This window comes from Paraburkholderia phenazinium, assembly GCF_900100735.1.
Taxonomy (GTDB): Bacteria; Pseudomonadota; Gammaproteobacteria; order Burkholderiales; family Burkholderiaceae; genus Paraburkholderia; species Paraburkholderia phenazinia.
In genome coordinates this window covers 235849-260400 of record NZ_FNCJ01000001.1, presented here as the reverse complement: position 1 = coordinate 260400, position 24552 = coordinate 235849, and the positions used below count along the sequence as shown (strand labels likewise).

The window sequence follows — 24552 nt, the reverse complement described above, 5'->3', positions numbered from 1 at the left end:
CAGACCCACGAGCCGGCATTCCTGGCTCAATAGCCGTACTGCATGCTCTGCTGCACGTTGCTCTTGTCGTAGAAGCGGTCCGACACCTTCACCCAGGTCGGGACCTTTTCGCCCTTTGCGTATTTCTGCGCCACATCGCAGGCGAGCGGGCCAAAGAACGGGCTCGATTGCACGCTCGCGCCCAGTTCGCCGGCGGCGATCGCATCCATGCCGCCCTTGGTGCCGTCGATCGTCACGATCTGGATGTCCTTGCCCGGCTGCTTGCCGGCGGCCTTGATGGCGGCGATTGCGCCCAAGGCCATTTCGTCGTTATGCGCGTAGACCGCGGTCACGTCCGGATGCGCCTGCAGCAGCGTCTCCATCACCTGACGGCCCTTGTCGCGCGCGAAATCGCCGCTCTGCGAGGCGATGATCTGCATGTCCGGATGCTTGGCGATCACTTCGTCGAAGCCCTTCTTGCGGTCGTTGGCCGCGGAGGCGCCGGTGGTGCCTTCGAGTTCGATGATCCTGGCTTTGCCGTTGGTGGCCTTGACGAGCCAGTCGGCGGCGCGGTGGCCCTGGTCGATGAAGTCAGAGCCGATGAAGGTGATGTAGTCGCGGCCGGCCACGGCCACCGACTGATCGACGTTGCGGTCCACCAGGATCACCGGAATGCCGGCTTTCTTCGCCTGCAGCACGACCGGCGCGAGCGGTTTCTCTTCACGCGGCGGGAACACCAGCAGATCGACGTGCTGCGCGATCATGTTCTGGATGTCCGAGACCTGCTTCGAGTTCGAGCCGTTGGCATCGGTCATCACCAGTTGCCAGCCGCACTTCGCGGCGATGTCCTTCATGCTTTTGGTTTCCGCGAGACGCCACGGATTGTTGCTTTCGGTCTGCGCGAAGCCGACCTTCAGCGGTGTCTTGCTGGGCAGTTTGGGCAGGGCATCGTCGTCGGCGTGGGCCGTTGCGACGCCAAAACCGAGTGCCAATACCACCAGCGATGCCGCCAGCGGGGATGCGGTCAGCCGACGACGCTGCCCACGCGATTGCCGTTCGAGCGATGCCATGTCTTCCTCCAGTACCTGGTGAGGTGTCTTTGCTTTTTAGTGTTTCTCCTGCCGGTTGGCACCTGCGCGCCGTTTGACCGGACGTGCCGATTATTCCACCCAGAATTATTATCAGTCAATCACTAATAATATTAGTTGCTGGCTGTTTTGCCTCGGTAATTACCCTCACTGAGGCGCGTTCGACGAGCGGGCCGTCGAGCTTCACCATGCGGTGCCGCACCGGCGCACCGGCCGCGCGGTTCTGTTCTTCCTGCAGCAAGGTTTCGACCGCCCAGCGGCCCAGCTCGTAGTTCGGCAGCACGACGGTGGAGAGCGCCGGATGGGTGTGACGGGCAATTTCCTGGTCGTCGTAGCCGAGCACCGAAATGTCCTCGGGCACTCGCAGGCCGAGTTGCTTCAAGGCTTCGATCGCGCCGAGCGCGGTCAGGTCGTTGGCGCAGAAGATCGCGGTCGGCGGATGCGGCTCGCGCATCAGCGAGAGCGTGTGTTCGAAGCCGAGGCCCGAGCTCCAGTCGCCGTCGCGCACCAGTTCGGGTGCGAACGGCAGGTCGGCGGTGGCAAGCGCGGTGCGGTAGCCCTTCAGGCGGTCTTTCGAAGCGTCCTGCCACGGCTCGCCGTTAATGTAGCCGATGCGCCGGTGGCCGGCGTTGAGCAGGTACTCGGTGGCGATATGGCCGCCCGCGACTTCGGCCGGCACCACCGACGATTGCCCGCCCTCGCTCGTATAGCAGTTGAGCAGCACCGTCGGCACGCGCGATAGCGCGGCCGGCAGCGTCACCTTGCGCGTGTAGACCGTCGCGTAGATCACGCCGAACACGTGCGGGTTCGACAGCGTGGTCTCGAGCACCTGCTGTTCGATATCCGCGTTGCCGTGGGTCGAGTAGACCGCGAGCATCTTGCCGCTCGCATAGGCGGCGTCGCGCGCGCCGTCGATGTTGACCACCGGATGCGGGCTCGTCGAGATTTCGTCGGCCAGATAGACGATCAGGTTGCGCTCGTCCTTGGAGGCGAGAACCGGTTCGCGCGGCGAGAGCCGGTAGCCAAGATCGTGTGCCGCCTTGAGGACCTTGTTGCGGGTGGTCTCGGAGAACTTCGCGCCGGTCGCATTGTTCAGGACAAGTGAGACCGTCGATTGCGACACGCCGGTGAGCTTGGCGATGTCGGTCATCGTAGGGCGGCGTTGGGTCGATTTTTTCATTGTATGGGCCGCGCGGCAGCGGCGGATAAAGCAAGGAACGCCGGGGGGGGGCGTGATCTTGCTGACGGTACCACTAATAATATCTGGCGGGCAACGCGCAAAAACCCGTCATGTGGGATGCCACACAAGACCTTTTATCGCCTATCGTGTGAAGATATTATTATTAATAATATTGACCTGGGGTTTGCGGCGTGCGATTCTCGGTCGCGCGGGCCCTGTGAGCCGAGGTGGGCCGCATTCCGCCCGAGGCCCTTCCGATCTTCACTATGCGCGATGTTTCCTTGAATCCGATTCGCTTGCCCGCAGCAGAGGCGCTCGCGCTCGACGATCCCGAACTGATCGGGCTCGCTAGCGGCACGATGCGCGTGCTGGTGGCGCCGCACGTCGGCGGTTCGCTTGCGGCGTATTACGAACTCGCCGCGGCCGGACCGGTGCACTGGTTGCGGCCGGCCACCCAGGCCGCGCTCGACGAACGCGATCCGCTGCGCATGGCAAGTTTTCCGCTGCTACCGTATTGCAACCGCATCCGCGACGCGCGCTTTGTGTTCGCGGGCCGCACCGTCGATCTGGCCGGCGACGGCAACCGCTTCGCCCACGCGCTGCACGGCCACGCCTGGCGGCGCGCATGGCGTGTCGGTGCGCGCACGGCGAGTTCGGTCGAACTGCACTTCGAGCATGTGCCCGATCCGCAGGCGCCGGGCGACTGGCCGTTTCGCTATCGTGCGCTGCAACGCATCGAATTGGCGGGGGATACGCTGCGGGTGAGCTTGTCTGCACACAATCTGGCCGAGCAGCCGATGCCGTTCGGCATGGGGCATCACCCGTATTATCCGCGTACCGAACATACGCGCGTCCACGCCCAGGTGCAGGGCATGTGGCACGCCGACGGCGAGGTGCTGCCGACCCACCTTGGTCCGCACCCGGCGGTCGATGCATTACGCGAAGGCATGTCCGCCGACGCGTTCGATCTCGACAACAACTTTGCCGGCTGGTCGCGCAGCGCGACGATTGCCTGGCCCGACGAAGGCCGGCAACTGACGTTGACGGCGCAAGCGCCGTTCGATCATCTGGTGGTGTTCGCGCCGGCCGCGCAAGCGCTGCTGTGCGTCGAGCCGGTCACCAACACCACCGATTGCTTCAACGCCAGCGACCCGCGCGAGCATGTCGGCGGTTGCGTGCTGATGCCGGATGAAGAGATGACTGCGAGCGTCAACTGGACGCCGCAGCGGGGGTAGGGAGAGTTAGCAGCCGGGGCTGCGGCGCTGCCCAAACGCGGCGCTTACTCCACCCGCAAACGCGCCATATACGGCAAATGATCGGACAGCCACGCCGTCTCTTGAGTCGGCTGAATCCACTCGACCGGCTGCATGCCGCGCACGAACATCTTGTCGAGCGCGAGCGCCGGTGAAAACGCCGGAAAGGTCCGGCCGGATTCGCCGAGCAGCGTGGCCACCTCATACAGACCGTGTTCGCCGAACAGCGGCACCGAGTCGTTGCGCCAGTCGTTGAAGTCGCCCGCGAGGACGAGCGGGCCCTGCGGCGCTTCCTTCGAAATCCAGTGTGCGATCCAGTTCATCTGCCGCAGTCTTGCCGCACGCGTGAGCGCCAGATGCGCGCACAACAGCGTCACCGAATGGCCGGCGAAGGTGGCGCGCGCCACCAGTAGGCCACGCTTTTCGAAGCGGTGCGCGGAGATATCCCAGCGTCCGCTGAGATCGAGCGGGTGCGGCGACAGGATCGCGTTGCCGTGCCGCCACGACGGTTTGAAAACGTTCGGCCCGAGGGCGATCTGCAACTCCAGCGATTCTGCAATTTCGGTGGCCTGGCAATGCCAGACATCGTCGAGCGGATCGTGCAGCGGCGCGCCAAATCCGCGCGACAACACCGGCGACGGCATGCGCCGTGCCATCGCTTCCTGCAGGAAATACGCGTCGGCATGGGTCGACTGCACCCAACGCTGCATCGCTTGCCAGGCCTGGAAGCCGAGCGGCGTGCGCCCCTTGTGCAGGTTCCAGCTGACGGCGATGAAATCCTTGGGCTGCACGCTCTCGCGGATGAGTTGTTCGGGGTTTCGCATGCCGCGTGATCCACGTTCTTCGTTGATATCAGGGGTTGCCGGCGAGGCTGGCATGGACTCGATACACAAGGCTCGGATTCTTGTCGACGATCTGCCAGGTGACCCATTGGCCGGCCGGCACCTTCAGACCCGGATGATTCGCGCTCACCTGACGCGGCTGCGGCGGCAGCTTGCAGCCCGTGTCGGTTTGCTGCGCGTTGTCGTCCTCGAAGGTTTCCTGCGCGTCAATGGCCAGTGTGACCTGATTTGCGTCGGCCTGCAGCGGCGAGACGGTCAGCGTGCGCGACAGATCGATACTACCGCCGGGCGCATCCTTGCAGCCGACGTTGTGCTGCACCACCTGATGATGCGTATCGGTGCGCGCCTGGCCGACCGTCGTGTTGCCCTCGAACGAGTCGATCTGCTGGCCGTCGCGCATCACCTGCAACTGCCATTGCACGACCTGCGGGGCCGCTGGCTGCTGCGCCTGAGCGAGTACGGACGTGCCGAACAGCACGGCGACGAGACTGGTTTTCCACATCATTGACGGCTCTCCGGTGCACTGTATCCGGCGGGATGACAGGCGCTCATCTTACGCCTGAAGGTCGTAACGTCTTTCTGACACCCGTGCGGGGGCCGGGTTCAGCAACAATGCATTGCAGATGGGGACATGATCGGCCGCTTCAACCAGAACCCTGGCTGCCTGGCGGGACGGCGGAGCCCGGCTGAGGTCGGGCTGTAGTCCGGGTGTTAGCAGCAGACCCGCTCGGCTGCTCGCTTGCGCATGAATATTGCATCGTTACACTGGACTTGAAACGGCGCCTGGCCGGCGCCGTAGCCGCAAGACCAGCACGACGGGGTGAGCTATGACAACAGCAATGGTCAAACAAGAAATCGCGGTGGCATCGTTTAGCAAGGTCTACGACCTCGAGCGGGTCGAAACCGCGCTGAACGATCTGAGCGAAGGGTCGAGCGAGGCACTGCGCGCGACCTACGAGAAGATGCTGAAGACCGGCAATCTGCGCTTTTGCGTGAAGCCGAACCGGATGCCATCGATCGACGATCTGGTCGAGGCGCTGCCGAACTTCAGCGAGCCGCTCGACGACGTGCGCAAGCAGGTCGCGCTGTGCCTCGAAACCGAGGACCGCCTCGAACTGATGCCGATCCTGTTGCTCGGCGACCCCGGCATCGGCAAGACGCATTTTGCGAAGCAGCTTGCGCGGCTGCTGGGCACCTCGTATCACTATGTCGCGATGAGTTCGCTGACCGCGGGCTGGATTCTCTCGGGTGCCTCGTCGCAATGGAAGAACGCCAAGCCGGGCAAGGTCTTCGAGGCGCTCGTGCACGGCAGCTACGCGAATCCGGTGATCGCCGTCGACGAGATCGACAAGGCCACCGGCGACTCGCAATACGATCCGCTCGGCGCGCTGTATGCGCTGCTGGAGCATGACACCGCCGAAACCTTCATCGACGAATTCGCGGAGATTCCGATCAACGCGGGTCATGTGATCTGGATCGCGACCGCCAACGATGAGCGTGGCATTCCGGAGCCGCTGCTGAACCGGATGAACGTCTACGAAATTCCGCCGCCGGATCACGAAGGCGCGCGCCGCATCGCCCAGTCGATCTACGATGAAATCCGCTCCGCCCACGGCTGGGGCCAGCGCTTTCCAGCCGAGCTGGGCGAGCCTGCGCTCGATGCGCTCAAGCATGCGTCGCCGCGGGAAATGCGCCGCGCGATCCTGAACGGCTTCGGGGCGGCGCGCATCGACGGACGAGACTGGATCGACGCGGGCGACATCCGGCTCGACCACGGCAACCGGCGCAAACCGATCGGATTTTGAGTCGCGCGGCGGGCGTTGCGTCACGGCGGCGTCACGGCCGTGTCACACGCTGCGCGCATATCAAACGAGCGCAGCGGGCGGCGACGGCGTACACTGAAGCTGTCCGTCACACGGATTCAAGAACCCGGTTATCGATCCGATGCCCGCAGTTGTTGCGACTGCGGGCATTCGTTTCTGTACGGCGTCGTAGAATTTGTCGTGTGGGCAGGACGCGTTCGACAGCGAGTGGTGGGCGGCACGAGACAGCCGCCGCCGCTCTTCATCTTCATCAGATGGACGAGGGGTCGCGCGGTGCGGTTGGCCGCGTCAAGAGACATGGATCAGATCGAATGTGTAGTGATCGGCGCCGGTGTCGTGGGCCTGGCGGTAGCGCGTGCCCTGGCGGCACGCGGTCGCGAAGTGATTGTGCTGGAGGCGGCCGAAGCGATTGGCGTCGGTACCAGTTCGCGCAATAGCGAAGTGATTCACGCGGGCATCTACTATCCGCGCGGTTCGGTGAAGGCGACGCTGTGCGTGCGCGGCCGCGAGATGCTGTACGACTACTGCGAGGAGCACGGCGTGCCGCATTCGCGGTGCGGCAAGCTGCTCGTGGCGACCTCGCGCAACCAGGTTCCGCAACTGGAAAGCATCATGGCGCGCGGCAAGGAAAACGGCGTGCTCGATCTGCTGCGCATTGGCGGCGCGGAAGCGCAGGCGCTGGAGCCGGCGCTCGAATGCGTGGAGGCGGTGTTTTCGCCGCGCACGGGGATCGTCGACAGTCATCAACTGATGCTGGCGCTTCAAGGCGATGCCGAACGCGACGGCGCCGTGTGCGCGTTCCATGCCCCGGTCGAGGCGATCGAGTCGAGCAACGGGCGCTTCGTGGTGAAGGTCGGCGGGGCCGCGCCCACCACGATCAGCGCGGCGTGTGTGATCAATAGCGCAGGCCTGCAGGCCAATGCGCTGGCCCGGCAGATTCGCGGACTCGATGCACGGCATGTGCCGCCGCTTTATCTGGCGCGCGGCAACTACTTCAGCATCTCGGGGCGCGCGCCGTTTAGCCGCCTGATCTATCCGATGCCGAACGAGGCCGGTCTTGGCGTGCACCTGACCATCGACCTCGGCGGCCAGGCGCGCTTCGGTCCCGATGTCGAATGGGTCGATGCAATCAACTACGACGTGGACCCGCATCGTGCGGATTCCTTCTATGCCGCGATCCGCGCCTATTGGCCCGCGCTACCCGACGGCGCGTTGCAGCCAGCGTATGCGGGCATTCGTCCCAAACTCTCCGGTCCCGGCGAACCCGCGGCCGACTTCGTGATTCAGGGGCCGGCCGCGCATGGCGTGCGCGGACTGGTCAATCTGTTCGGGATCGAATCGCCGGGCTTGACCGCGTGCCTCGCGATTGCGCAGCGCGTATGCGAGCTGGTTGGGCGAGCTTAACAATTCGCTTATGTCTATCATTTGAGCCGTCACGCGTGACGGCTTCGTTGTTATGCTTGGGGACCGCTGTCGTTAGAACGGCGTTTAGTCCAATACAAAATGGAGTGAGTCCCCATGAAGTCATCCCGTCGTAGCTTCCTCATTACGAGCATTGGCGTCGCCTCGACGCTCGCATTGTCGCGCCAGGCCTTCGCCGACGCCCCCAAAGTCACCGAAACCGATCCGACCGCTCAGGCGCTCGGCTACAAGGAAGACGCCAGCAAGGTCGACAAGGCCAAGTACGCCAAGTACGCGGCTGGCCAGGATTGCGGTAACTGCAGCTTCTATCAAGGCAAGGCCACCGACCCTTGGGGCGGCTGCCCGATGTTCGGCGGCAAGCAGGTCTCGGCCAAGGGTTGGTGCAGCGCATATAACAAGAAGGCCTGAGATCCCGGTGAGGGCCGTGCACCGGACATGCCGCGCCGGACGCGCTGCAGCATAAGTGCGTCTTTGCCGGCGCGGCTACCGGCTTGCTTCCCCGAGGGGGCTGTCGCAGCGTGCGCCAGCCCCCTTTTTGCAGCTTGAAAACCTTTACAGCGGTCTTTACACTCGCAATGCTTTTGGCATGGCGGCAGCGCGTCTCGTCGAGCGGCTCATCTTCAAGGCAGCACGCGACACCTTTCGAAGGCTGGAGATCCTGATGGCAGCGTCAAAGAGCCTCAATACCCGAGCGGTAGCGGCAGCCGTGATCGGCAACGCACTCGAGTGGTACGACTTCTCGGTCTTCGGCTTGATGACGGTGGTGATTGCCGAACCGTTTTTCCCAGCCAGTAGTCAATATTCCGCACTGCTTCTCACCACCGCCAGTTTCGGCGCCGCGTTTGTCATGCGGGCGCTCGGCGCCATCGTGCTCGGACTTTACGCGGACCGGGCAGGGCGCCAGGCGGCGTTGTCGCTGGTGATGGCCCTGATGACGCTCGGTGTGCTGCTGGTGGCGATCGCGCCGCCGTATTCGGCCATTGGCATCGGCGCGCCGCTGATGATCGTGCTGGGGCGTTTGCTGCAAGGCTTTTCTGCGGGCGGCGCGTTCGGCAGTTCCACCGCGCTGCTGATCGAAGCGGCGCCGTTCTCGAAGCGCGGTCTCTATGGCGGCTGGCAGATGGCCAGCCAGGCGGCCGCGTTGCTGCTTGGCGCCGCGCTCGGCGCGGCGATCACGCGCGGTCTCTCGCCTGAGGCGCTGAAATCATGGGGCTGGCGCGTGCCATTCCTGCTCGGCCTCGTGATCGGGCCGATCGGCTTTTATGTCCGCCGTCACCTCGCCGACTCCGAAGCGTTTCTGCACGCGCAACAAACGGCGCGTCGCGCGACGCTGCGCGAAGTTCTCGCGAGCCACAGCCGTGAGGTACTGTGCGCACTCGGCACAGTGATCGCAGTGACGGTCACCCTCTATGTGCTGATCAGCTATCTGCCCACCTTCGCGGTCAAGCAACTGAAGCTGCCGTATGCGCAATCCTTCTACGCACTGATTGCCGGCAACCTGCTGTTGATGGTGCTCTCGCCGCTGACCGGCGCATGGTCGGACAGGATTGGCCGCAAGCGGCTGGCGATGTGGTCGTTGGTGCTGACACTCGTCTTGATCTACCCGCTGTTCGCTTCGCTCGCGGCGGCGCCGAGCGTGTCGAAGTTGATCCTGGTGCAAGCGATTCTGTCGATTACGCTGTCCGGTTACTACGGCCCATTCGGCGCGATGATCGCCGAGCTGTTTCCCGCCAACGTGCGTTCAACCGGACTCTCGCTTGCGTACAACCTGGCGGTGATGCTGTTCGGCGCGTTCGGGCAGTTGATCGTCACGTGGCTCATCGAAACGACCGGCTCGCCGCTCGCGCCGACCTACTACGTGATGGGTGGTCTTGCCTTGTCGATCGTATCGCTCGCCTATATTCCCGGCCTGCGCCATGTCGATCTGGACGCGCGCCGCCGTCCCGCCTGAGCGTGCGGTTCGGTGCGCCGCTACTGCCTAGCTGCGCGCCGGTATCAAGGGGGGACGTTTGGCAAACCAGGGCCGCGCCGCTTCGAGTTGCGCAGCGAGCCGGAACAGCGTGGCCTCGCCACCCTCGCGCGCCGCGAACTGCACGCCGACCGGCAGGCCGCGGGCATTCCAGTAAAGCGGCACCGACATCGCCGGCTGGCCGCTCAGGTTGAACACCTCCGTACAGCCAGCCCAGGCGAACGCCTTGTCGGCAGCTTCCGCGAGCATCTTCTTTAACAGCAACTCGATCGGCATCGTGACGACCGCGCGCATCTGCAGACGCTCGCTCGCGGTGGGCTGCATCTCGCCGATCTTGATCGGCGCCGCGGCCAGGGTGGCGCACAGGACCACGTCGTAGCGTGACAGCAGATCGGTGAGCTTCACGGTAATCCGGCGCTGTTCCTCCAGCGCGGACGGCAAGGCGCGCTCGCCAAGCTTGCGGCCGATCTGCGCCATCGCCCACGTGGCGATTTCGAACTCGTCGCGCATCGGCTTGCGGCCGGTGATGCGCTCCGCGTTCAGCACCATGTCGCGCGCTGTCAACGAACACAACATCAGGTAGGCATGGCGCACCGCCTCGAAATCGATCCCGAGCGAGACCGGTTCGACATGGTGTCCGAGCGAGGCCGCGAGTTTCGCCGCGTCGTCGAGCGCCGCGCGGGCGTCGGCCGACAACGTGGGCGCGAGCATCCCCTCGGTCACATAGGCGATGCTCAATGGCCGGCACGGCTCGCTGACCGCACCCAGAAACGTGCCCGGTGCGCCGGGCGGCTTGTACTGCGCTTGCCCAGTCATGAGGTCGAGCAGCAGCGCGCTGTCGCGGACGCTGCGCGAGACCGCATGATCGACGCCGAGCTCGCCGGCGGCGGGCGCGTACAAACTGGGAATGCGTCCGCGCGACGGTTTGAGGCCGAACAGGCCGCAGCAGGAGGCCGGGATGCGGATCGAACCGCCGCCATCGGAGGCGTGCGCGAGCGGCACGATGCCCGCCGCCACGGCGGCCCCGGCGCCGCCGCTCGAACCGCCCGGCGTGTGGTCGAGGCTCCACGGGTTGCGGCAGGGGCCGAACAGTTCGGGCTCGGTATAGGGCATTTGCCCCAGCTCCGAGGTGCTGGTCTTGGCGAAGATGTTGAGGCCGGCTGCGCGCGCCAGCGCGACCACCGGTGCATCTTCGCTGGGCACGAAGTGCCGGTAATGGCGGCTGCCCATCGACATCCGCAAGCCCGCCACCGGCGCGCCCAGATCCTTGATCAGATAGGGCACACCCGCGAGCGGCCCGTCGCCGAGCGTATGCGCATGATCGCGCGAGGCCCGTTGCCGGGCCGCCTCGTAGTCCTTGAGGACGATCGCATTGATCGCGGGATTGGCCGCCTCGGCGCGCGCGATGGCCATATCGAGCAGCTCGCGCGCACTGGCTTCGCGCGTGCGGACCAGCTCGGCAAGACCGATCGCGTCATGGGCAAGGTAGTCGGATAGCACTGGCTGCTGCGCCCGTTACAGCCGTTCGCCGAGGAAGGTCAGCGTGCGGCCGTGCGCCAGCGCTGCGGCGTGCTGGTTGTAGGAAGCGCGGTCGGTGCAGTTAAAGCCGTGGTCGGCGTTCGCATAGATATGGAATTGCGCATCGCCACGGCCGGCGAAACGCTCCTGCACCTGGCCCACGGCTTCGAGAGGAATGCCGTGGTCGAGTTCGCCATAGTGGAACTGCATCGGCACCTTGATCTTCGCGGCTTCGTCGAGCAGGTTCTGGATACCGCCGCCGTAGTAGCTCACGCCGAGGTCGATGGTGTTTTGCGCAGCGGCCAGGTACACAAGGCGGCCGCCGAAGCAGTAGCCGATTGCCGCCACCTTGCCGGTCACTTCCGGCATCGCGCGCAGGGCGGCGGCCGTTGCGCCGATGTCGGCCACGGCGAGGCCCACGTCGGTCTTCTTCATGATTTCAATGCCCTTGTCGCGATCGGCGCCGGCGTAGGTCAGTTCGACGCGCGGCTGGGTGCGCCAGAAGAGGTCCGGTGCGAGCGCCACATAGCCGTCCTGGGCGTACTGGTCGGCGACCGCGCGAATATGGCTGTTCACGCCGAAGATTTCCTGAACGATGATGACGGCTGGACCTTTGCCGCTCTTGGGCAGGGCCAGATAGCCTTCGAAACTGTCAGTGCCGGCCGGAATGTCGATCCATCGGGAAGTCACGCTCACGTTGCTCTCCTTCAAATTACGGTGGTGCAGGCGGGCAAGGCCCGCTGTAGGCCGGTCAGTGTGCCACTAAAAGAAAGGCTGCGCAGCGAGGCCAGGGGCGGCCTGCGCGCCGCACGCAGGGCTGCTTTCTCGTCCTGGGATCGAAACGTTCTCGATAATTCATTTTTCGTGAGCCCGGCGCTCCAGTAGAGTCGGCTGGGTTGACCCGCCAGTCGCGCGGGTGTCGGATCAGGAAGGAGTCAATCATGACGAATACACGCAGCTTCGCTTCACCTTTTGCCGAACGTTTCGATCTGCGCGTGCCGGTCGTGCAGGCGCCAATGGCGGGTGGACCGACTTCGCCTGCGATGGTGGCGGGTGTATCGAATGCCGGTGCGCTGGGCTTTCTCGCCGCCGCGCCCTTTACTGCGGAAAAGCTCGCTAGCGAGGTGGCCGCGATCCGTGCGCTGACCGCGCGGCCGTTCGGCGTGAACCTGTTCGTGCTGGAGCCTTATGCGCCGGACGACACCATCGTGCGCCGCGCGCTCGAGGCCATCGACCCGCTGCGTGCCGAGTTCGGCTTGCCGCCCGGCAAGCCGCTCGAACGCTACGCGCCTGACTTCCGCGCGCAACTCGAGATGCTGATCGAGTTGCGCGTGCCGGTGGTGAGTTTCACCTTCGGCTTGATCTCGCGCGAGGATATCGAGCGGTTGCACGCGGCCGGCAGTTATGTAATCGGTACCGCGACGCATGTGGCCGAAGGCCTCGCCTGGCGCGAGCTCGGCGCCGACGCGATTGCCGCGCAAGGCGCCGAAGCGGGCGCGCATCGCGGCACTTTCATCGGCCGGTTTGAAGACGCCCTGGTGGGCACCATGGCGCTGGTGCCGCAACTGGTGGACGCGACCGGACTGCCGGTGCTGGCCGCCGGCGGCATTATGGATGGACGCGGCATTGTCGCCGCGCTTGCCCTCGGCGCCCAGGCAGCGCAGATGGGCACGGCGTTCCTGACCTGTGCGGAGAGCACGATCCCGGCGGACTGGAAGGCGCGCGTGCGCTCGGCCCCGGATAATGCGACCGCCGTGACCCGGGCGATCACCGGCCGGCATGCCCGCGGCATACGTAATCCACTCATGCAGCAACTGAGCGAGCATCTGGATGCCGTGGCACCCTACCCGGTGCAGAACGCGCTCACCCAGGAATTGCGCCAGACCGCGGGGCGGGCCGACAACGGCGACTATCTGTCCTTGTGGTCGGGGCAGGGCGCGCCGCTCGGACGCAAGCGCCGCGAGGGGCTGCCGGCTGCGGAACTGGTCGAACAGCTGCACGCCGAATGGCGCGCGGCCGCCGCCGATATCGCCCGCCTCGCAGACTGAAAAGTTCTCTGCGCCAGCCGCCTTGTTGGACGGTTTCCGGCGCTTAATGCTTATTCAGCCAATTAACGGCATAGACCTCAAAAACCATTAGGCTGCCGTGGCCGCACACCCTCCAGCCTGGCGGAAACCCGCATGGGCTGGTGCTCTCCGGGGGGCTCGCCGGCTCCCCAGTCAAGCTTGTGGGATAAACGCTATTGGTGTTCATCCCACTTACTCAAAAAAATCCCACAAATTAATTTGATGGCCTACACTTGCGCGCAAGTACGCATAGCCGCTTGCCACAAACAAGCTATCTGGCGTACTGGCCAAGTGCATAAAACGATGCAACCGGCGTGATCGTCCACGGGACTGAGCGACACGAGAAGGAAGCGGGGGCACAGGGCGATTACGTTGTTTTTGGGACCGAAACTGGAGACTTACATGAACATCAAGATTCAAAAGCTGTTGCCGATCAGCGCTGCTGCCATGTTGTTTGCGTCGTTGGCAACGGGCGCGGTGGCGGACGAGGTCGTCAAGATCGGCCACGTCGCACCGCTTACCGGCGGTATCGCTCACCTGGGTAAAGACAACGAAAACGGCGCTCGTCTGGCAATTGAGGAAATCAACGCCAAGGGTCTGACGATTGGTGGCCAGAAAATCACGCTGCAACTGGATGCACAAGACGACGCGGCTGACCCGCGTACCGCTACTCAAGTTGCACAGAAGCTGGTTGACGACAAGGTCGTCGCAGTGGTCGGCCACTTGAACTCGGGCACGTCGATCCCGGCTTCGAAGATCTATAGCGATGCAGGCATCGTGCAGATCTCGCCGTCGGCAACCAACCCGGCTTACACGCAACAGGGCTTCAAGACGACGTACCGTGTTGTGGCAACCGATGCGCAACAAGGCCCGGCACTGGCTAACTACGCCGCCAAGGACATGAAAGTGAAGAGCGTCGCGATCGTCGACGACTCGACCGCTTACGGCCAAGGTCTGGCAAACGAGTTCGAGAAGACCGCCAAGTCGCTCGGCATGAACGTGATGTCGCATGATGCGACCAACGACAAGGCTGTCGACTTCCGCGCCATTCTGACGAAGATCAAGGGCGAAAACCCTGACGCGATCATGTACGGCGGCATGGACGCCACCGGCGGCCCCTTCGCCAAGCAAGCCAAGCAGCTCGGCCTGCGTGCGAAGGTTCTGGCTGGCGACGGCGTGTGTACCGACAAGCTGTCGGACCTGGCTGGCGACGCAACCGACAACATCGTCTGCTCGGAAGCCGGTATGGCGCTCGAGAAGATGGCTGGCGGCAAGGCGTTCGAAGCCAAGTACGAAAAGCGTTTTGGCCAACCGATCCAGATTTACGCTCCGTTCACGTATGACGCTGTGTACATCATCGTCGACGCTATGAAACGTGCTAACTCGACCGATCCGGCAAAGATCCTGGCAGCAATGCCGAGCACCGACTACAAGGGCGTGATTGGCGAAACGACGTTCGATTCGCACGGCGACCTGCAGCACGGCGTGATCTCGCTGTATGACTACAAGGCCGGCAAGAAGACGCTGCTGGACGTGGTCAAGATGTAAGTTTTCACTACGTGACGGTGGGCGTTTTGCCTACCGTCTGTAGGATGATGCAAGGCGTGCATTCCTTTAGGAATGCGCGCCTTTTCTTTTGGGCGGCTGCGTGAGAGTCTAACGTTCGGACGAATCAACACAGGGAGATGACTGTGACCCGCATGAACGACGACGTGCGCCGCTGGATTGCTGAAAATCTGTTGCTAGGCGCCCCTGCGCCTGCGCTGCACGCGGCCATGGTCAACCAGGGTTTCGTTGCTGAGGAAGCAGCCCAGGAAATCAATGCCGCCATCGCGAGCCCGTATCTGCAGGGTAGCGCGCGTCTATGCAATCGTTTGCGCAAGCGCGACTGGACCTTATCCGTGTACGGTCAGTTGAACCGGATGCGTGCGAGCGGTGCCGCAGTCGAGCGGCGCGAGCGCCTTTCGCGTGACGAATTCTTTGAGCAGTACTACTTTCAGAACCGTCCGGTGATTATCACCGGCGCATTCGACACATGGCCGGCGCGCACTCAATGGAGCTTCGATTACTTCCGGGCGCGCTGTGGCGATTGCGAGGTTGAAGTGCAGTTTGGCCGGAATTCGGATCCGAACTACGAGGTCAACCAGCCGAATCTGAAGCGGACAATGCCGTTTCGCGAGTATGTCGATCTGGTCGAGCGCAGCGGCGCGACCAATGACTTTTATATGACGGCGAACAACACGTCGGTTAATCGGGCTTCGCTCGCGGCGCTGTGGCAGGACGTGCCGACCATTCGCGAGTATCTCGATCCCGCTTCGCCCGATACCGGCTTTTTCTGGTTCGGTCCGGCCGGTACGAAGACGCCGTTTCATCACGACCTGACCAACAACTTTATGGCGCAGGTGATCGGGCGCAAACGGGTCAAGCTGATTCCGATGTCGGATACGCCGTATATGTATAACCACTTGCACTGTTATTCGCAGGTGGACGGCAGCGCAATCGATGTGGCGCGTTTTCCGGCTTTGCAGCAGGCGAACCTGATTGAATGCACGATTGGACCGGGTGATCTGCTGTTCCTGCCGATCGGCTGGTGGCATTACGTGGAAGGACTCGAGGCATCCGTGACGATGACCTATACGAATTTCGTCGTACGCAACGACTTCTGCAATTCCTACGACACTTATCACGAGCTATAGGCGTGCAATGCGCCTTCCGTTTCGCGGCGTGGCGTGCGCTATGCCGTGATTTGCCGTGCTTTGCGTGTATTACGCTTCGCGACCCTGCTCGACGTTCGACGAGCGCGCCATAAAAAACGGCGGACCGGTTGCCCGGTCCGCCGCCCCCCTGGTACTGCTTTTTCTTCTTTTTTTTGCTGCCTTTATTTTTTCGGCAACAGCCCGTTCAGCAGGCCGCCCGAGCCGCTGCCGGAGTTGCCGCTGGACGCGCCGCCTGAGGTCGCACCGCTCAGGCCACTGGTCAGCGAGCTGACCAGACCGGTGACCGGCGCGAGCAGGCTGGTGCTGGCGCTGCCACTACCGTTGACCGAGCCGTTTCCGCTAGTCGAACCGGATACGCTCGCGCCCCCACTCGCCGAGCCCAAGGCGCCGGTGAGCGACGTGACCGCCGACGTAACCGGTGCCAACGGATTGCCCAACCCACCTGTTCCCCCTGCGCCGCCTGCCGCGCCGCTGAGCGCGCCGGTTACCGAGCTGAGGACGCCTGTCAACGGCGCGAGCGGATTGCCCGAGCCGCTGGCGCCGCCTAGGCCGCCCGTCAACGACGAGGTGACCGAAGTCAGCACGCCGGTGATCGGCGCGAGCGGATTGCCGGAGCCGCCGCCCGAGAGACCGCCGCTCAGCGTGCCCGGCAAGGCCGTCAGGATGTTGGTGATCGGCGCCAGCGGCGTTCCGGCGAGCGGGTTGCTCGTGCCATTGAGGATGCCGGTAATGGGCGCCAACGGGTTGCCGCCGCCCGCGCCGCTCGTCAGCAGGCCGCCCGCCGATGTGACGGTGTTGCCGAGATTGGTGACGACACTGCCGAGGTTCTGACCGATCGGGGTGGTGGTCGCGCCACTGATCTGGCTGCCCGCGCTGTCCAGCCCGTGGCCGATGGTCGACAGCAGGCCGTTAAGCGGTGCGCCGAGACCCGTGGCGTCGCCGACGGTTTGTGTGGTCTGGGCGAGCGTGGTGGTGATCGGCGTAATGGCCGTGCTCAGCGATTGGGTGACCTGCTCGATAGGGCCGGTGGATACCGTCGTGCCGAGCGTGGTGCCGAGTCCGCTGACGGCGTTGCCGACCGCCGAGACGGTGGTGCCGAGTGGTGTAGTCAACGGGCTGAGCGGCGCCGTCGGACCGCTGCCGAGGCTGGTCACGAGCTGGCCGGTGCTGTTGACGGCCTGGCCTGCGTCATAGATGAGGTTGCCGCTGCTCGACAGCGTCACGCCGAGCGGATTGGTCGAGATGCCCAGTTGGCCCAGGCCGTTCGTGGCGCCTGTGCCAACTGCGGTGACGCCGTTGCCGAGATTCGAGACGACGTTGCCGAGCGCTGTGGTGGTTGCCGGGTTGCCGCCGGGGATCGGAGTGAGTCCGATCTGGCTGCCCAGTGCGGAGACCGTCTGACCGGTCGCTGTGACGACGTTGCCCGTGTTCTGGACGACCTGGCCGATGGCGTTGGCGCTCGGGGTCGGTGTGGGCGTCGGCGTTGGCGTTGGCGTTGGCGTTGGCGTTGGCGTTGGCGTTGGCGTTGGCGTCGGAGTGGGCGTCGGAGTAGGCGTGGGCGTAGGCGTAGGCGTAGGCGTAGGCGTAGGCGTGCCGCTACCCGAGCCAGAACCGGACCCGGACCCCGATCCGGAACCAGACCCCGCGCCGACTCCCGAACCACTGCCGGACCCGCCGCCCGTGCCGGTGACCCCGCTGCCGGCTCCACTGCCAAGGCTGACCGACGGCTTGGTCAGCGTCGATCCACAACCTTGAAGAACCATCAGTGACGACACGCACATGGCGATGGCCGTCATTTTGAAATTGCGATTCATGTTTTTGCTCCCCCGGTATTGAATCAGTGGGGGAGCTAACTGCAAGGCCTATGCCATTCTTGCGTCAAGATCGGGCGGGAACAACAAACCCTTAAAAATCAAGGAAATGGAAGAAAAGGCGAGCACTGCGGCGGACGTCGTGGGCAACCATGTGTCACGGAACACGGCTTTGCGCCGCGGGCGTGTAACGTAACGCAATGACGCGTGTTTCCAGCAAGGTCACATGCCGCTCAGAGGCGTATTAAGCCAATCCGCATCAAATTTTCAAACGCCGCAGGACCTTCGGTCCGGCGAACGCGATGAGTGCCGAACACACCGCAACCACCGACAGCCCGATCGACAGATTGGTGACCTGTGCCACGCCGCCAATGATCACCGGCCCAAGCAACATGCCGAAATAGGCGAGCCCCGCGACATGCGCTAGCCCCTCGGCCGCATGAATGCCTTCGACCCGCGCGGCCGCCGCGAACAGCACCGGCATCATGTTCGCCAGCCCGAGGCCCATCAACGTGAAGCCGAGCAGAGCGGTGAACGAAAACGGCAGCAGCAGTGCGCCGATCATCCCCGCGCAGGCGAGCGATGCGCTCGCCATCACCAGCTGCGGCGCGCCGAAGCGGGCGCGCACGGCATCGCCGGCAAAGCGGGCCGCCGCCATGCCACCGGAAAATGCCGCGTAGGCCGCACTCGCTAGCGCGGGTGTCGCGAGCACGACGTCGCGCATATAGACCGTGGCCCAGTCGTACATCGCCCCTTCGGCGATCAGCGCGACCAGCGCGGTCGCCCCGAGCGCCCATAGCGCCGGGGAGCGCCAGCGGTTGGCGCGTGGCGTTGCGGCATCCGGATGGTCGGCGTGCGGCACGTGTGGCAAGACCGCGGGGCAAGCTATCAGCAGGACCAGCGCGCTCAACACTGCGGCCAGCGCCAGGTGCACGGCGGGCGCCATGCCGCGCGCCAGCAGCGCTCCGCCGACGGCCGCGCCCACCATCCCGCCGACGCTGAACATGCCGTGCAGCGCGGACATGATGGGCCGTCCAAGCGTCTGCTCGACCGCGCTCGCCTCGGCGTTCATCGCGACGTCCAGCGTCGCCATGCCGGCGCCGAACATGGCCAGCACCACCAGCAACAGCCAGTAAGACGGCACGACGAGGATCAGCGCGGCACAGAGCGCCATCGTAAGGCCGCCGGCGAGACACGCGCGACGGGTGCCGACACGGGCTATCCACGACGCGTTGGTCGCCATTGCGGTGATCGAGCCACCTGCCACCGCCAGCAACGCGAAGGACAGCAGCGCCGGATTCAGGTGGAAACGGTCGCGAACGGTCGGCACATGCACCCCCCACGACGCGTACATCATCCCGGCGATAAAGAAGAGCGCCATGGTAGCGAGGCGGGCACGCTTGAGCGAAGCGGCCGGCAGGTCGCGGTGCGCGGCGGGAAGCGCGCTGTAATCGGATGGACGGTCGGACACGGAAATCTCGTTGGCGGGGACGCTAAGAGGAACAGGAACAGCGGTGAGGCAACGGGCAGCGCCAAGAAAGCCGCCTGAAAGCGAACTTCAGATTCTAACGAAGCAACCGCAGTCCTGCAGATGCCGTGTGAATTAATATCTCTTTCTATCCGGCCTCAAGACCGCGCTGCTTCACAACAGGCGCTTGAGGACACGCCATCTATCGAGGACGCGCACTTGAATATTCCTGCTCATGCTCCGCTCCACCTGCTGCATCAGGCTGCAACCGGCACGCTTGCGACTCACTCGCGCCAGCCCGAGGGTTTTCCGTATCCGTCGATTCTGCCGTTTGCGCCCGACGCACGGCATCGTCCGACCATCCTCGTGAGCCGGCTTGCCGAACACACGCGCAACCTGCAGGCTGATGCGCGTGCCGGGTTTCTGGTGGCCCACGCCCCGGATGGCGACGTGCTCAATGGTCAGCGGGTCACGCTGCTGGGTTCGTTCGAGATGATCGACCCGGCTGCCGTGGTACGCCGTTACTTGCGCTATCACCCGGATGCCGAGCGCTACCTCGCGCTGGGCGACTTCAGCTTCTGGGCGATGACCCTCAAGCGGCTGCGCTATATAGGTGGCTTTGGCGCCATGGGCTGGCTCGACGGCGACGAGCTCGATCCGCTCGCCCCCGTGTCGTTCGACGACGAGTGCGCCTTGTGGGCGTGGTTCGACGCTCACCCTCAGCGGCCATGCGACCTGGAACTGCTGGGCATCGACCGCTATGGCGCGGATCTCAAGAAAGGGGTTTTACGAAGCCGCTTCGTATTCGAGACTGTCGCCAAAGATACCCATTCCTTGCATGCGGCACTAGAAGATTGCATGGCGCGAGATATGAGCGATTCATGATGGCTACTATTGCGGGAAAACACTGAGTCGTTGATGCATCTCGACTATTTATCTCATATTTTTGTACCAATCTCTGGGGAAGCTCTCATCCCATGAAATGTTTTGGTGCAATTCACATATTAATTTCCATAATTTGCGAATTAACTTCGGCATTTACTCCCGCGATGGCCTGTTTTTCCATAACCTGCGAAAAAAGAAGTAAATGAAAGGCTTGCTAACGTCGTCGCAAGATGAAATTTTACGAAATGAAACATAATTAATTTAAGAATTCGACTTTTCCACACTTTCTATTTTGTGTTAATCTCGCCTGCAAATTCCGAGGCATGAACACCTTCAAAGGGCAAACCGGCTCAGACTGGTAGTCATTTATCCAAACCACAAGGGAACCTATGTCTTCCTCCTACAAGGAACTACTCGCGCAGCGAGAAAAGCTGGAAAAGCAGATCGAAGAAGCAAAGTCGCGTGAATACGCGGAAGTGTTGAACGAGATCAAGCAGAAGATGGCTGACTACGGCATTACGCTCGCTGAGTTGGGCGGCGGCCGTGGTAAGAATGCGAAAGTAGGCCGTCCTCGTGCCGGCGTCGCGCCGAAATATCGCGACCCGGATAGCGGCAGCACGTGGTCCGGCCGCGGCAAACCGCCGCGTTGGATCGCCGGTCAGGATCGTGAGAAGTTTCTGATCCAACGTTAATCGCACTAACCGGGTGGGCGGTTTATTGCTCTACCGGCCAAAGAACCGCGCAACCTTCAGGTGCGCGGTTTTTTTTCGTCTTCTGCTGCCGATGCCACTCATTGGCCGGGCATGGTTTCCTATGCTCAGTGTGCCCATTCCGGCTTGCGCGAAACACGAATGCTTCCCGTTTAGATAAGCATCTGATTTAAAAGAGAATTTTAGGGGATTGCGGGATTTGTCACGATGCGGCGGTTAGAATCCGGGCATTCAGAATCCGGTCCGCACCCATGCTCTCCACTCTCGACGCACAATCAGCAGAAAAACACGACGTCGCGCGCAAAAGTACCTTTGTCAGTATTGCGCTCAATACGGTGTTGATGGCACTGCAAATCGTCATCGGCGTGATTGCCCATTCGCAGGCACTCGTCGCCGACGGCGTGCACTCGCTCGCCGACCTGGTTTCGGATTTTGTCGTACTTGTCGCCAATCGCCATAGCGGCGCGAAGCCGGACGCCGATCACAATTACGGCCACAGCCGCTACGAGACAGTCGCTTCGCTGTTTCTTGGTGCACTGCTTATTGCAGTCGGCGTCGGCATGCTGTGGCGCGCCGGTACGCGCCTTGCGCATTTGCAGGATATTCCCGCGGTACACCTGAGTGCCCTCGCGGTTGCCGTATTGGTGCTCGTTTCGAAAGAGGCTTTGTTTCGTTACATGCTGCGTGAAGCGCAACGCGTGCGTTCCGCCATGTTGATTGCCAATGCCTGGCATGCGCGTTCCGATGCGGCTTCATCGCTGGTGGTCGCAATCGGCATTATCGGCAGTCTGGCTGGCGTGCGGCTTCTCGATCCGATTGCGGCCGCGATTGTCGGTTTTATGGTCGCGCGAATGGGCTGGACCTTCGGCTGGGATGCGCTGCAGGATCTGTCGGACCGGGCACTCGACGATGCCGCCACCGACGACGTCCGCAAACTGCTGATGTCGACACCCGGCGTGCGAGACGTGCATGAACTGCGCACGCGCAAGATGGGCGACTTCGCGCTGGTCGACGCACACATCCTGGTCGATCCGCTGATCTCCGTCTCGGAAGGACACTATATTGCCGAGTCGGCGCGCTCGCGTGTGCTGACCGACAGCCGCGTGCTCGATGCGCTGATCCACGTCGATCCGGAAAACGATGCGCTGGCGCGGCCGCCGGTCAATTTGCCGCCCCGCGAGCGCGTCGTCGCGGAAGTCGAGGCGGCCTTGGCTGCGCAGGGCGAGCACGCCGCGGCGGTGAATATTCACTACTTGAGTACGGGTCTCGACGTCGACGTGACACTGCCCGCCAGCGCACCCAGCGCCGGCGAGAGCGACGCGCAGCGCCTGGCGCAACTGGATCTGACAGGACTGAAGAACCGGCTAGGCGTACGCCGTCTGAGCATATCGCGGGTCATGGACGAAGGTTTGCCCGGCGCGGCGGCCACGCAACCGGCTACGGAACGTCACGACATCGTATAGAGCAGGGCAGTCCGGCGCACCGGCCGGGCTATCGCGGGCTGCCGCAGCAGACCCATCGCTACTAGCCAGGTCCTAGCCTGGCCCCACGGAACCCGGCCTCTTAAAGCGGCAGCTGCGTGTCGAACTTGATTTCACGCAGCACGACGCTCGTGCGCACTTGCGCGACCGCCGGAATCTTGAAGATGCGCTCGTGCAGAAACGCATCGTAGGCCTTGATGTCCGGCGCGACGATCTTGAGGATGTAATCGGACTCGCCTGTGGTGCTGTAGCACTCGGTCACTTCGGGACAGGTGGCGATTTCCCGCTCGAACTGCTCGACCCCACCTTCCGTGTGGCGCGTCAGATGGATGTGGGCGAGTGCGCACACATGCAGTCCGAGCTTTTCGCGATCCAGCAAGGCCGTATAGCGCTGGATCACCCCCGATTGCTCCATATCCTTGATCCGCCGCCAGCACGGTGTGCTGGACAGGCCGACCTGGTCGGAGATCTCCTGCACCGAGCGGCGAGCGTCGAGCTGCAGCAGGCGCAGGATCTTTTGAGAGAACGTATCGAGTGTCAACTGCGCCTCCATTGGCGTGCCATGTTCCTAATAGTAGAGGCGGTGAAAACGAAACGCAATGTAAAACGGCTCTGACGAGGGAGATTACCTAATTTGCCGGTTTGACGGCGACATTTTGCCCTGTGCCGTCCCCATCTTTCGCTGCTGCCTTAGCCGCTGCCGCTATAGCGCTGGTATGGTCAGCCAGCGCGGCCTGGTTGCCGCGCAACTCGGCGAGCATATTGCAGAACAGGGCGCCCTGTTCGATCGCATCGTCGAGCGCGACGTGGGTGTGGGGGTGTTCATCGAACCACCGCTGTGGCAAGCGCGGCTTGATGCATTTGCGATAGGGCAGGCCGGTCATCGCAAAGGCCAGCGTCTTGATGTCGAGCGCCGACCATGAAAACGGGCAGCGGCCGGTGAAGCGCATCATGTACCAGAACATGAAGGTGAAATCGAAGCCAGCCGGCATCGCCACGAAGACCGGCTTGCCGGGCAGCGCCTCAACCCACGTCACGTACGCCTCCAGCGCCTTGGCCGGTTTCTGCAGATCCACGCGGCAGGCCGCCCATGCATCGGGCTGGGTCTTCCACCAGGCTTCCTGGACCGGATGGGGGCTCGCGCCCTCCAGCAGTTCGAGGTTCGCCGAGAAGGTGCCGATCAGTTGCTTGTCTTCCGTATAGGCGGCCGAGGCGAAACTGAGCATGGAGTGCGGGCCGGGGATCGGGCCGTCCGCTTCGACATCGGTGCTCACATAGATTTCGGCGCTCATGCACTCACTCCATCTGCGACATGCGGGTTCGTGCGGCGCTCGGCGCCGAACGTCGACGTAGGCCCGTGGCCGGGCACGAAGGTGACGTCGTCGCCAAGCGGCCAGAGCTTTTCGCGGATCGAGCGGATCAGGTCGGCATGATTGCCGCGCGGAAAATCGGTGCGGCCGATCGAGCCGGCGAACAGCACGTCGCCTACCAGCGCGAGCCGGTGCGCGCGGCTAAAGAAGATCACGTGGCCGGGCGTATGGCCGGGGCAGTGATAGACCTCCAGCGTTTCATTGCCGAACTGCACGGTCTCGCCGTCTTGCAGCCAGCGGTCCGGTTCGAAGGCCTGCGCGGCCGGGAAGCCAAAGCGCGTGCTCTGGTCGGGCAGCTTGTCGAGCCAGAAGCGTTCGTCGGGATGCGGGCCGTCGATTGGGACACCGTAATGCATGGCCAAGCTCTTCGCGCCGGCACAGTGGTCGATATGGCCGTGCGTCAGGAAGACCTTTTCTACCGATACATTCTGGCGCGCAACTTCGCCCTGGATGATCTCGAGGTCGCCACCCGGATCGACGACGGCGGCGCGTCCCGTTGCCTCGCAAACGAGCAGCGAGCAGTTCTGCTGGAACGGCGTGACAGGGATCAGAGTGACTTTCATGAGGACGGTAGGCCGCAGCAAAAACGTTGATTGTACCGGCGCTGCAAGGCCCTCGCCGATATGCCGAATGGGTGGTCGGCAATGCCCATTTTTGCAGCAATAGTGAAAATTCATCAAAGTTATCAGCACCTTGGCGTCTCGAAATTGTCTTTTAGGTATAATGGCGCCTTGTGTACGGAAAGCGTACTGCCAAAGGGCGATGCGTCCCCATGAGAAATGGAGCGCCGATCGTCGTCAAGTAAGTGCCGTCGTAGTTGTTGTTGACGGCAAATCCAGCATCGGATGCGTCCGATGCGCACGTCTCGTCCAGCCAGGTGCCACGCGCCTGCAACGGCCTACTGCCGTGACGCTGGGTGGGGCCTACGCCGCCGTTCCTGCGCGCTCGTGTTGAGCGTGCAAGAACGTGA

The 24552-nt window shown here is 63.3% G+C and carries 22 protein-coding genes; 11 read left to right on the top strand and 11 right to left on the bottom strand.

The genetic code is table 11. From position 1 onward, the window contains the following. Positions 1–26: 26 nt before the first annotated feature. Positions 27–1049 (bottom strand): ABC transporter substrate-binding protein, encoded by a 1023-nt coding sequence (locus BLQ92_RS01190; protein WP_090680738.1) that lies wholly within the window; start codon positions 1047–1049, stop codon positions 27–29. A gap of 115 nt (positions 1050–1164) precedes the next feature. Further along, positions 1165–2217 carry a LacI family DNA-binding transcriptional regulator gene (locus BLQ92_RS01185; protein WP_090680735.1) on the bottom strand — a complete coding sequence of 351 codons (1053 nt, stop codon included), beginning with the start codon at positions 2215–2217 and terminating at the stop codon, positions 1165–1167. A gap of 296 nt (positions 2218–2513) precedes the next feature. Between BLQ92_RS01185 and BLQ92_RS01180 the strand changes: the two genes are divergently transcribed. Continuing rightward, positions 2514–3482, top strand: coding sequence for an aldose 1-epimerase (locus BLQ92_RS01180; protein ID WP_090680732.1), 969 nt, complete (start codon positions 2514–2516; stop codon positions 3480–3482). Between the two features lie 44 nt (positions 3483–3526). On the opposite strand, the gene BLQ92_RS01175 is transcribed toward BLQ92_RS01180, so the two are convergent. Both BLQ92_RS01175 and BLQ92_RS01170 read right to left on the bottom strand, forming a co-directional pair. Beyond that, the gene (locus tag BLQ92_RS01175) at positions 3527–4324 is read right to left on the bottom strand and encodes an endonuclease/exonuclease/phosphatase family protein (RefSeq protein WP_090681838.1); all 798 of its coding nucleotides are present in this window, start codon (positions 4322–4324) and stop codon (positions 3527–3529) included. Positions 4325–4352: 28 nt separating this feature from the next. Continuing rightward, positions 4353–4844 carry a hypothetical protein gene (locus BLQ92_RS01170; RefSeq protein WP_090681836.1) on the bottom strand — a complete coding sequence of 164 codons (492 nt, stop codon included), beginning with the start codon at positions 4842–4844 and terminating at the stop codon, positions 4353–4355. Between the two features lie 325 nt (positions 4845–5169). Here BLQ92_RS01170 and BLQ92_RS01165 point away from each other — a divergent pair, with 325 nt between their 5' ends. The 4 genes from BLQ92_RS01165 (at position 5170) to BLQ92_RS01150 (ending at position 9538) form a co-directional block, all read left to right on the top strand. Next, on the top strand, positions 5170–6147 hold the full coding sequence (locus tag BLQ92_RS01165; RefSeq protein ID WP_090680730.1) for an AAA family ATPase: 978 nt from the start codon (positions 5170–5172) through the stop codon (positions 6145–6147). A 315-nt stretch (positions 6148–6462) separates the two neighbouring features. Continuing rightward, a complete protein-coding gene (locus tag BLQ92_RS01160; RefSeq protein WP_090680728.1) occupies positions 6463–7569 on the top strand; it encodes an NAD(P)/FAD-dependent oxidoreductase in 1107 nt (368 codons plus the stop codon). Positions 7570–7683: 114 nt separating this feature from the next. After that, positions 7684–7995 (top strand): high-potential iron-sulfur protein, encoded by a 312-nt coding sequence (locus BLQ92_RS01155; RefSeq protein WP_090680727.1) that lies wholly within the window; start codon positions 7684–7686, stop codon positions 7993–7995. Between the two features lie 253 nt (positions 7996–8248). Further along, positions 8249–9538, top strand: a complete 1290-nt coding sequence (locus BLQ92_RS01150) for an MFS transporter (protein ID WP_175772093.1) — start codon at positions 8249–8251, stop codon at positions 9536–9538. Between the two features lie 27 nt (positions 9539–9565). Here BLQ92_RS01150 and BLQ92_RS01145 read toward each other — a convergent pair whose 3' ends face one another. Then, positions 9566–11056 (bottom strand): amidase, encoded by a 1491-nt coding sequence (locus BLQ92_RS01145; protein ID WP_090680724.1) that lies wholly within the window; start codon positions 11054–11056, stop codon positions 9566–9568. Between the two features lie 15 nt (positions 11057–11071). Further along, on the bottom strand, positions 11072–11770 hold the full coding sequence (locus BLQ92_RS01140) for a dienelactone hydrolase family protein (RefSeq protein ID WP_090680721.1): 699 nt from the start codon (positions 11768–11770) through the stop codon (positions 11072–11074). Between the two features lie 245 nt (positions 11771–12015). Between BLQ92_RS01140 and BLQ92_RS01135 the strand changes: the two genes are divergently transcribed. The 3 genes from BLQ92_RS01135 (at position 12016) to BLQ92_RS01125 (ending at position 15836) form a co-directional block, all read left to right on the top strand. Next, positions 12016–13122: an NAD(P)H-dependent flavin oxidoreductase gene (locus tag BLQ92_RS01135; RefSeq protein ID WP_090680719.1), complete on the top strand. Its 1107-nt coding sequence runs from the start codon at positions 12016–12018 to the stop codon at positions 13120–13122. 420 nt (positions 13123–13542) lie between these two features. Continuing rightward, positions 13543–14688, top strand: coding sequence for a branched-chain amino acid ABC transporter substrate-binding protein (locus tag BLQ92_RS01130; RefSeq protein WP_090680716.1), 1146 nt, complete (start codon positions 13543–13545; stop codon positions 14686–14688). 137 nt (positions 14689–14825) lie between these two features. Beyond that, a complete protein-coding gene (locus BLQ92_RS01125; RefSeq protein WP_090680713.1) occupies positions 14826–15836 on the top strand; it encodes a cupin-like domain-containing protein in 1011 nt (336 codons plus the stop codon). Between the two features lie 182 nt (positions 15837–16018). Here BLQ92_RS01125 and BLQ92_RS01120 read toward each other — a convergent pair whose 3' ends face one another. After that, entirely contained in the window at positions 16019–17671 is a 1653-nt protein-coding gene (locus BLQ92_RS01120; protein ID WP_090680710.1) for a collagen-like triple helix repeat-containing protein, read from the bottom strand. 256 nt (positions 17672–17927) lie between these two features. After that, positions 17928–19139, bottom strand: coding sequence for an MFS transporter (locus tag BLQ92_RS01115; protein WP_090680708.1), 1212 nt, complete (start codon positions 19137–19139; stop codon positions 17928–17930). A gap of 216 nt (positions 19140–19355) precedes the next feature. Here BLQ92_RS01115 and BLQ92_RS01110 point away from each other — a divergent pair, with 216 nt between their 5' ends. From BLQ92_RS01110 to BLQ92_RS01100, 3 genes are all read left to right on the top strand, one after another. Then, entirely contained in the window at positions 19356–20021 is a 666-nt protein-coding gene (locus BLQ92_RS01110; protein WP_090680706.1) for a HugZ family pyridoxamine 5'-phosphate oxidase, read from the top strand. A gap of 389 nt (positions 20022–20410) precedes the next feature. Further along, positions 20411–20713, top strand: a complete 303-nt coding sequence (locus BLQ92_RS01105) for an H-NS histone family protein (RefSeq protein ID WP_090680703.1) — start codon at positions 20411–20413, stop codon at positions 20711–20713. A 269-nt stretch (positions 20714–20982) separates the two neighbouring features. After that, positions 20983–22194 carry a cation diffusion facilitator family transporter gene (locus BLQ92_RS01100; protein ID WP_090680701.1) on the top strand — a complete coding sequence of 404 codons (1212 nt, stop codon included), beginning with the start codon at positions 20983–20985 and terminating at the stop codon, positions 22192–22194. A gap of 100 nt (positions 22195–22294) precedes the next feature. On the opposite strand, the gene BLQ92_RS01095 is transcribed toward BLQ92_RS01100, so the two are convergent. The 3 genes from BLQ92_RS01095 to BLQ92_RS01085 all read right to left on the bottom strand — a co-directional run bounded on the left by BLQ92_RS01095 (position 22295) and on the right by BLQ92_RS01085 (position 24145). Continuing rightward, positions 22295–22765 carry an Lrp/AsnC family transcriptional regulator gene (locus tag BLQ92_RS01095; protein ID WP_175771998.1) on the bottom strand — a complete coding sequence of 157 codons (471 nt, stop codon included), beginning with the start codon at positions 22763–22765 and terminating at the stop codon, positions 22295–22297. A gap of 76 nt (positions 22766–22841) precedes the next feature. Next, positions 22842–23504, bottom strand: a complete 663-nt coding sequence (locus BLQ92_RS01090; RefSeq protein ID WP_090680699.1) for a 3'-5' exonuclease family protein — start codon at positions 23502–23504, stop codon at positions 22842–22844. Further along, positions 23501–24145 carry an MBL fold metallo-hydrolase gene (locus tag BLQ92_RS01085; RefSeq protein ID WP_090680696.1) on the bottom strand — a complete coding sequence of 215 codons (645 nt, stop codon included), beginning with the start codon at positions 24143–24145 and terminating at the stop codon, positions 23501–23503. The genes BLQ92_RS01090 and BLQ92_RS01085 overlap by 4 nt, the downstream gene beginning before the upstream one ends. Positions 24146–24552 lie beyond the last annotated feature (407 nt).